General features: G+C 37.6%; 8 protein-coding genes. 4 read left to right on the top strand and 4 right to left on the bottom strand.

Annotation, left to right across the window (positions count from 1 at the left end; translation table 11 throughout):
* Positions 1-241: hypothetical protein (locus FD29_RS11610; protein ID WP_057887710.1), on the top strand; the 241-nt coding region annotated here is incomplete at its 5' end.
* 58 nt (positions 242-299) lie between these two features.
* Here FD29_RS11610 and FD29_RS04200 read toward each other — a convergent pair.
* Together FD29_RS04200 and FD29_RS04195 are read right to left on the bottom strand one after the other, a co-directional pair.
* A complete protein-coding gene (locus FD29_RS04200; protein ID WP_057887709.1) occupies positions 300-917 on the bottom strand; it encodes an ATP-binding cassette domain-containing protein in 618 nt (205 codons plus the stop codon).
* The gene (locus tag FD29_RS04195) at positions 914-1,633 is read right to left on the bottom strand and encodes a hypothetical protein (protein WP_057887708.1); all 720 of its coding nucleotides are present in this window, start codon (positions 1,631-1,633) and stop codon (positions 914-916) included. Before FD29_RS04195 ends, FD29_RS04200 begins: the two co-directional genes overlap by 4 nt.
* Before the next feature lie 304 nt (positions 1,634-1,937).
* Here FD29_RS04195 and FD29_RS04190 point away from each other — a divergent pair, with 304 nt between their 5' ends.
* A complete protein-coding gene (locus tag FD29_RS04190) occupies positions 1,938-2,249 on the top strand; it encodes a DMT family transporter (RefSeq protein WP_057887707.1) in 312 nt (103 codons plus the stop codon).
* A 102-nt stretch (positions 2,250-2,351) separates the two neighbouring features.
* Here FD29_RS04190 and FD29_RS04185 read toward each other — a convergent pair whose 3' ends face one another.
* Positions 2,352-3,395, bottom strand: coding sequence for a WxLIP family cell surface protein (locus tag FD29_RS04185; RefSeq protein ID WP_057887706.1), 1,044 nt, complete (start codon positions 3,393-3,395; stop codon positions 2,352-2,354).
* A gap of 83 nt (positions 3,396-3,478) precedes the next feature.
* Complete coding sequence (locus tag FD29_RS04180) at positions 3,479-4,096, bottom strand: WxL domain-containing protein (RefSeq protein ID WP_057887705.1); 618 nt, start codon at positions 4,094-4,096, stop codon at positions 3,479-3,481.
* 224 nt (positions 4,097-4,320) lie between these two features.
* Between FD29_RS04180 and FD29_RS04175 the strand changes: the two genes are divergently transcribed.
* On the top strand, positions 4,321-5,076 hold the full coding sequence (locus FD29_RS04175; protein WP_057887704.1) for an NUDIX hydrolase: 756 nt from the start codon (positions 4,321-4,323) through the stop codon (positions 5,074-5,076).
* Positions 5,077-5,235: 159 nt separating this feature from the next.
* Positions 5,236-6,381, top strand: coding sequence for an MFS transporter (locus tag FD29_RS04170; protein ID WP_057887764.1), 1,146 nt, complete (start codon positions 5,236-5,238; stop codon positions 6,379-6,381).
* Positions 6,382-6,444 lie beyond the last annotated feature (63 nt).

The following is a 6,444-nucleotide window of genomic DNA, read 5'->3' as shown; positions in this document are numbered from 1 at the left end:
CACAGCGTTCCAGCAATCCACCAGAATTTCATGGAAGACGGCAGTGAACCAATTCCAAATTATACTTATTTATATTTTTAATAAAACTGCCGATATTAATATCCCAAGACCCAAAATCCTTAAACTCTCTAGTCTGGAATGGAATTCTGGTGGATGCTCAGCCGTGGTAGTCTCTTGGCTGGCGTACCTTGCCAGCTTAGAGACAGACAAGCTTAAAGACAATTCGCAGAATTGGCTCTAAGTTGCTCTCACAGCGTTCCAGCGTCCACCAGAATTTCATGGAAGACGGCAGTGAACCATTAAAAAGCCATCCGTGATTTAACTTTCAAAAAAGTATCAACAATAATCTCTTGAGAACTCTTTATATAATTAACATTGTCAACATCATGAATATTGTCCAATTTATGCGTCGTCACAATAACCGTTTTATCCAACTCCGTAAGTTCTCGAAACCAGCCAAACATCTCTTGCGTACACGCTAAATCAACATCCCTTTCTGGCTCGTCAAACAAATAAAGTTCCTTCTCAACAATCGTATTGAGAAAAACTAACAATAATTTTCGTTGTCTCAGCGACAAAGCTCCAAATTTATTTGGCAATAAATCTCCAATCACATCCGGCAAATAATCTTTGGCCGTACCTTGTAATTGTTTAACAAATTCAATTATCTCCAACACTGTCAACTCAGCGGAAAATTGATCACACTCAGCTAAATAAGCAATTTCGAAAGGTTCGGGAAAGCCAATAAAATTTTCACCCCGAATTCGGTCAATATCAGCCAGACAATCCAATATGCGTGATTTACCCGACTGCTTTTCACCAAGAATGAAGTTCAACTGACCATCTTCAAATTGCAAAGCGACTTGTTCAAAGATTTTTTTACGACCACAGTAACAGTTGAAATTTTCTACCTTCATTTACTGCGCACCCTTTCCAAATGTTTTTGAATCGAAAAATGTTCAAAGATAAAGTACCCCATCACAAAGTAAAGCAAAGTACAGCTTGCTTCCAATACAACGAACCAAAGCGTTGCATACGGCAATGAGTACAAACCTAAAATCAACTGAAAAGGATTAAAAACTGTCAAAAAATAATGCAAGATTCCTTTAGGTCGCAATCCCAAAAGAACGAGTCCTGTCCACAAAAAGAGATTGATCACGATCATGAAACTGAAAAATTTTACCCTGAGAATCAGTAATCCCGACAACATGGCTGTGCAAAGAAAGATTGCCAAAAATGACGTTAAAAAGCCATAACACCAAGTTATCAGTGACACTTTAGTAATAAATAAAGCCACGATTAAATTAAAAAACAAAATTTGCAGTTGAATACTTAACAACTGAACTAAAAAAATGGCTAGTAAAACGGAGAACTTTGAACCAGTCATATACGTCAAAATTTTTAACAAACCATTTTCACGCAATTTAATAATTCTTAATAAAAACCCATTGAGAACCGTGGTCACAACGATATAAGACCAATAAAGATACAACGACTCATTGTCCTGAAAATCATTATTCTTGTTGATAAAAACCATCAAAATAGGAATTATCAACGTATAAAAATAGATCAAGTTTTCCTTCAAAGCAATCCTTAATTGCAATTTGAACATAGCTATTTCATTTTTAAGCATATCTCTTTCCCCTATAACGATTAAACATAAAATTATTACAATTCTCTGTTATCGTCAATTGGCTTTTCAACATATCCAAAAACGAGGGATATTTATATATGATTATTATCGGTAATTGCCGATAATTTTAAATATTTTATCTGTCTAACAAAATTTTAAAAAATGCTGTATCACAGTGATGGCCTACGGTAGCGAGATTTATTCTGTCACAAAAATTTAATATAAAAGTTAAGATAAAATTGGTGTATTTGAAATAAAAATCGTGTATGATATTGAAAGAAAATTTGGACCGGGGAAAACGCTTATGAACTACTTATTATTGTTAGTATCAATCGGTTTTGAAGTTTTAGGGACTTCACTTTTAAAAAAGACAGATGGCTTCACTAACTTGTTGCCAACATTAGGCACATTGCTTTCATATTTTATCTGTCTGTTTGTTTTATCACACGTTTTGAAACGACTACCACTGAGCTTGACGTATGCCACTTGGGGTAGCGTCGGATTGATACTGGTAACTATTGCGGGAATTGTTTTTTATCACGAAACTATTTCAATGACTGCTATTGCTGGACTCATTCTAGTAATTTCAGGAACTGTTTTGATCAATGTTTTTTAACACCACAGACAAAAACGACTAATTCACAATGCGAATTAGTCGTTTTTTGTACTTCTTTAGAAACAGACCATGTTGCGTCCGTCCCCCTTTACTGGTAATTCTCTATATACGTTTCTTTCTGTAGTAACCGATAACAGCTCCAGCAAGAACTACTAAAAACAATATGCTACCGAGGATGATCCAAATGTCTTTAGAACGGTTAGGAATCTTCTTAGCTATTTTAGCTGTCTGTTTACTACTGATCGTAAAGTTCTTTTGCAATCTCCAGAGATTCTGACCATTGTTAGCCTTGACGTTCAAATACATCGTATAAGCTCCAGGCTTGAGCCGTTTATTCTTGTTAGTGCCAAGTTCACTGTTGACGTTAATTGGATAATCAAAATCGCTGTCGGGTGCCATCGACATATTTTGGCGACTGGAACTTAAAACTACTTTTTGACTATTCTTAGGTGTGATTTTTGCGGCAACAGAAACTTTCTTTTCAAGCCGTGGCACATCGTTGTCTAGTTCACCATCGACTTGGATCTGATTGCTGTTAGTCGTTGTTTGATAAACATTGACCAGTTTTAAATCTGGTTTAACATTGTTGGTATTTTCTTGTAGTTGTAAACCGAGTACATAATTGTACTTATTCTTGAGTGAAACACCTTTGACCATCTTTTTGCTGACTTGATTATTCTCTTCAACGAAGATACCACCTAACAATTCGCCAGAAAAATTATCGTTAGGCATCTTTATATCAACGGATACTTCTTTAGAAGAATTAGGGTTTACGCTGACCTCTTTAGGATATGATACTAAATTTTCAATGTTATACTTCAACCCTTCATCCGGTTTGACATCGTGGGCATTATAAGTAATTACACCATTGTCGTCTGTCGTAGCCCGATTGACGGAAACTTTATACGTGTGCGCAATCGCATCGCCATTGTTGATTTTAAATTTAATAGTTTCTTTTTGATTAGGAGCCATTTTCAAATCGTAATAACTGATATTCTTATCGATCTGATTTGAACTCAATTCTGGTGACACGCTGTATTTAATATTATTATTGGCCGCAGCGGCTTGCACATTAAAATCATTGAGACTAAAGCAACCAACGAGACCAATCAACAATAAGAAAAACATCGTAAGATACTTTTTCAAAATGAATCCCTCCTAAAAAAAGAGGAGCAGCATATTAAAATATACCCCCTCCCCATTTTATTTGGTTATTGATTATTTAAATTTTAACTAGGTGCATTGGACAAAGTCCATGTCAAAGTTGAACTGTAGGAACCACCAATATTACCAGCAGGTACTGCTAATGAAGCATCTGTACCATTGTATGTTGTTGTATAAGCACCAACACCGGCTTTAGGTGCTGCTGACAAAACAGTACTTGGTGAAGCTGACAAAGTCGTATCAGCCGTGAAGGTTGGCAAAGCAGAAACATTATCAGTTGCATCAGCCTTGATAGCTGGATTTGCTGAATCATCCAATGACAACACAGCACCCTTCAAAGTATCACCAGCAGTATCAGTAAATGGTGAATCAGCAACGGTTACTGCCCAACCAGAACCATTACCACTATCGGTAACGTGCAAATCACTAGAAATTTGCGTTGACTTATATGTCGTATCGCCGGCATCAGCAGCTACTGTACCAAAGAGGATACCAGGCGTCGTAGAACTGCCACCACCAGGTACTGTATCAAGCGTGATCGTTCCTGGCGTAATATCAGCTGATGCATCTGACGTCAATGGCGTGGCTGTGGTAGCAGCCTTAGTCGTAATACCGGCCCCCAATGAGCTAACGCCTAAAAGTGCTGCACCTATAAACAAACTGTTTCTTAATAACTTTTTCATTATATTTCCCCCTCCATATCTGACAAACTACCGATATGAATTCGACCCATTTTCTAAAGATGACCGTTAGTCTCGGGTCGCGGGGAGTGACTTTTCATGCCATCTCCGAGGCTTCCCACCTCTAAGTCCGTTATATAATTAATTTAGACACTACTCAACTATAAGTGCTGTAACCATACTAAAAGTAAATTATAATGAATTTAACAACTTAGGAGTAACTATCAATGAAACAAATATCGGTACCAGAAGAATTCATGATCAATATTGTCAATATCATTTGGAGTTTCGATACTGAAACTAAAAAAGTGCTAGTCCTATTAGTTAAGAGTGCCTTAGGAACTAATGTCGACCATTGGGGACTGCCATCAACCCTTTTACGCCCTACTGAAAATGCTGAAGAAGCTTCTTTGCGTCTGATCCGTGAAAAAATTGGTCTCGAATTACCAGAACTATACACAGAACAGCTGGCTACTTTCAGCAATGTCAACCGTGTTCTGGATCATCGTGAAATCGCCTTAACCTACATGACTTACTTGCCTTACAAACCTGAATTGACACCTGGCTATGGTGCCAAAGAAGTTGCCTGGTTTTCAGTCGATTACTTGCCTGAACAATTTTTATTAAGTCACCAAAGTGAAAGTTTCAAAACTTTAAGCGAAAAAATATCGGTAAACGATTTTTATCGGTCCATGCCACAAACTCCGTCAATAAAGGAATTAGTCTGTGACCACGCTTTGATTTTACGGACTGCTTTTCAAAGGATCACTAATCGTTTGGATTATTTGCCAACGATTCTTTTGATTTTAGGGGACAGTTTTACGCTTAAACAAGCTCGTGAAGTCTATGCTACTTTTTGGAAAGAACCAGTGGCAGACATTGATAATTCAAACTTCCGTAAGACCCACGCTCATCTCTTTTTAGAAATCGGTATGGAACATGGTAAGAGTGGTCGTCCGGCGAAATTATACAAATTGAGTTAATTGCTTGCTACTAAATAAGACTAATGGTAGTCTTGTTTTAAATTATTTAAGGTAAATTTTACCTTAAATAAAAATAGTTATATTTGAATATAACCTTAGGGGGTATTTTGTATTTTGGAAACAGAACGTATCAAAGATCGCAGTGGTCTAAAACTACTGATGGTCATCGGAACTGCTTGGCTATTCGACGCTGCTGATGTCGCCTTGTTGTCATTTATCATGTCATTATTAAAAAAGGAAATGACTTTAACTGATGGTCAAATCGGTTTGGTCAGTTCCATTACTACTGTCGGTATGATGATTGGGGCCGTTTTATTCGGTTATTTAGCCGATAAATTTGGTAAAAAAAATATCATCATCATTACCTTGCTGCTCTTCTCAGTCAGTAATTTATTCTTAGCTTTGACGACAGACGTCAATCAATTCTTATTAGTTCGTTTTATCACGGGGATCGGTCTTGGGGGAGAACTACCTGTTGCTACAACAATCATTGCTGATTCTTTCTCGGGACATCAACGTTCGAAAATGTTGATTTTAGTAGATAGTTTCTGGGCCATTGGTTGGATCTTCGCATCATTATTGGCCTTCTTATTCATGCCAGTCTATGATTGGCGTCCAACCGTCATTATCACTTCAGTTATGGCTTTGTATACCTTAGTTATTCGTCGCCACTTACCCGAACAAACTAACGTCAAAAATGAAAAGCTACAACTCAGCGTCACGCTCAAAAAAATCTGGTCGCCAGAATTTCGTCGGGCTACCTTGTGCTTGAGTATTCTCTGGTTCATCATCATGTTCACTTATTACGGCATGTTTCTTTGGTTGCCTAGTGTTTTGATCAAACGTGGCTTTTCAGTCGTTCACAGTTTTGGCTACACTTTATTGATGAGTTTTGCACAACTGCCAGGCTATTTCTTGGCGGCCTATTTAATGGGTAAATTGAGTCGTAAAAAAGTTTTAGGTATTTATTTAATTGGAACTATCATTGGGGCCTTTCTCTTCGGTACTGCTCAAACAGTTTGGCTAGTCGTCTTGAGTAGTTGCATCCTTTCCTTCTTCACTTTGGGAGCTTGGGGAATCATGATTGCTTTGACGCCTACACAATATCCAATCGAGATCCGTGGAGTTGGAATTGGCTTCACTCAATCCATCGGTCGAATCGGTGCCACTATTGGACCTTATTTGATTGGTTTCTCACTTGGTATCGGAATCAATGTTGCTACCGTCTTTTCATACTTCGTCATTGCTTTGATCATCGGTATCTTGGTTCTCGCTTTTGGAATGGTCGATATTGATCGTCAATAATGCTTAAAATTATTTAGAATCGAGTAGGAGGTAACTTTTAATTACCGACCTCTCACACCACCG

Source organism: Companilactobacillus mindensis DSM 14500 (assembly GCF_001434275.1).
Classification (GTDB): domain Bacteria; phylum Bacillota; class Bacilli; order Lactobacillales; family Lactobacillaceae; genus Companilactobacillus; species Companilactobacillus mindensis.
Note: the sequence above shows the minus strand (reverse complement) of the source record. Positions and strands in the feature narration are given on the sequence as shown.